Origin of the sequence: Stenotrophomonas sp. PS02298, assembly GCF_029959445.1 — a bacterium.
In the GTDB taxonomy this organism is placed as follows: domain Bacteria; phylum Pseudomonadota; class Gammaproteobacteria; order Xanthomonadales; family Xanthomonadaceae; genus Stenotrophomonas.
In genome coordinates this window covers 1-2,056 of the sequence record NZ_JASCOR010000299.1, presented here as the reverse complement: position 1 = coordinate 2,056, position 2,056 = coordinate 1, and the positions used below count along the sequence as shown (strand labels likewise).

Annotated in this window: 1 protein-coding gene and 1 pseudogene; both read left to right on the top strand. The window is 67.2% G+C overall.

All coding sequences use genetic code 11. The features are described from left to right. Window positions 1-3 precede the first annotated feature (3 nt). Window positions 4-1,215 carry an FAD-binding oxidoreductase gene (locus QMX78_RS21235; RefSeq protein ID WP_282273406.1) on the top strand — a complete coding sequence of 404 codons (1,212 nt, stop codon included), beginning with the start codon at window positions 4-6 and terminating at the stop codon, window positions 1,213-1,215. 191 nt (window positions 1,216-1,406) lie between these two features. After that, window positions 1,407-2,039 (top strand): annotated as a pseudogene (locus QMX78_RS21230) (response regulator); the annotation flags it as partial. Window positions 2,040-2,056 lie beyond the last annotated feature (17 nt).

The window sequence follows — 2,056 nt, the reverse complement described above, 5'->3', positions numbered from 1 at the left end:
CGCCTGCATGGGCAGGCGCGCGCCGACGTCGCCGTACTCGGTGCCGGTTATACCGGCCTGACCGCCGCGCTGGCATTGGCCGAGAAGGGCTACAAGGTCACCGTACTGGAAGCCGAGCGTGTCGGCTGGGGTGCCTCAGGCCGCAACGGCGGCCAGGCCATCGTCGGCTACGGCTGCGAGCAGGACACGCTGGAGGCCTTGGTTGGCGATGCCGATGCACGGCTGCTGTTCGATTTCTCGCGCGACGGCATGCACATGCTCAAGCAGCGCATTGCCAGACACGGCATCGACTGCGACTGGCGCGACGGCCACGCCAGCGTCCCTATCCAGCCGCGTCAGGAACGTGCCCTGCGCAATGACATCGAACGCATGGCGCAACGTTACGACTACCCGCTGGAATGGTGGGACCGCCCGCGCCTGCAGCAGGAACTGGCCAGCGAGCGCTACCTGGGCGCGGCCTATGATGCCGCCAGCGGCCACCTGCATCCGCTGGCCTATGCGCAGGGCCTGGCCCAGGCCGCCGAAGCCGCCGGTGTCACCATCCATGAGCAATCCGCAGTCACCCGGCTTGAACGTGGCTCACAACCAGCGCTGATCACCCCCCACGGCCGGGTCGATGCGGATTTCGTCGTATTGGCCGGCAATGCCTGGCTGCAGGACATCGCGCCCGAGCTGGAAAGCCGGATGATGCCGGTCGGCACCTATATCGGCGCCACCCGGCCACTGGGCGCCGAGCGCGCCAAGGCACTGATCCGCAATGACATGGCCGTGGCCGACGTGAACTGGGCGCTGGACTACTTCCGGCTCAGCCGCGACCACCGCCTGCTGTTCGGCGGCCAGGCCAATTACTCGGCATTGCCCCCGCCGGGCCTGCGCGCCAGCATGACCCGGCGCATGCGGCGGGTATTCCCGCAGCTGGCCGACGTGGAAATGGAGTATGTCTGGGGCGGCTATATCGACATCACCCGCAACCGTGCGCCGCATTGGGGCCGGATCACCCCGAACATGTACTTCGCGCAGGGTTTTTCCGGCCACGGCGTCGCCAGCACCGGCCTGGCCGGCGAAGTCATCGCCGCTGCCATTGCCGGCCAGGCGCAGCGGCTGGACGTGTTCGAGCGCATCCCACACGGCGTATTCCCCGGCGGCAAGGCTTTGCGCATGCCGATGCTGGTTGCGGCGATGTCCTGGTACAAGCTGCGCGATCTGTTGTGGTGAGGCGGGTATTGGGGAGGAACAGCACGGACCAGCCGAGTACAGGGCTGACGCCTGCCAGACCCGAACCCCAATTCCGAATCCCGGCCACATGAAGCCTCAAGCTCCCACGCCCGCGGCCGCTATACCTTCCGATGCTCCCAACTCTTGCCACCACTGCCAGCACGCCACAGGCCGCCTTTGACAGTCCGTCGATCGCGCCCCTGCCCCAGCGCATCCTGCTGGTGGAGAACTCGCGCACCTTCACCACGATGCTGCGCGAGGCCATCGAGCAGCGGCTTGAACTGCCCGTCAGCGTCGCCTCCAGCCTGGCCGAGGCTGGTGAACTGCTGGATCGCGAGGATGGCTGGTTCCTGGTCCTGACCGGGCTTATCCTGGCCGACGGCGACCGCGACCAGGTGGTGCAGTACTTCGTCAATCGCGGCCTGCCGACCATCGTGGTCAGCAGTGTCTACGACGAGGATCTGCGCAAGCGCGTGCTGCAACAGCAGATCATCGACTACGTGTTGAAGAACACGCCCGGCAGCATCGACTACCTGGTCTGGCTGGTGCAGCGCATGGAGCGCAACCGGCGCATCGCCGCCCTGGTCGTGGATGACTCACCGTCGGCCCGCGCCTACGCCTCCGCCCTGCTGAGCATGTACGGCTACCACGTCATCGAGGCCGATGACGGCGCCTCCGCGCTGCGTGCCATCGAGGCCGATCCGGCGATCCGACTGGTCATCGTCGACGAGGAAATGCCGGGCATGCAGGGCGTGGAATTGACCCGGCGGCTGCGCGCATTGCGCGCCCGCGACAAGGTGGCGGTGCTCGGGCTCTCCGGCAATTAGGGCCCCGCACGGGT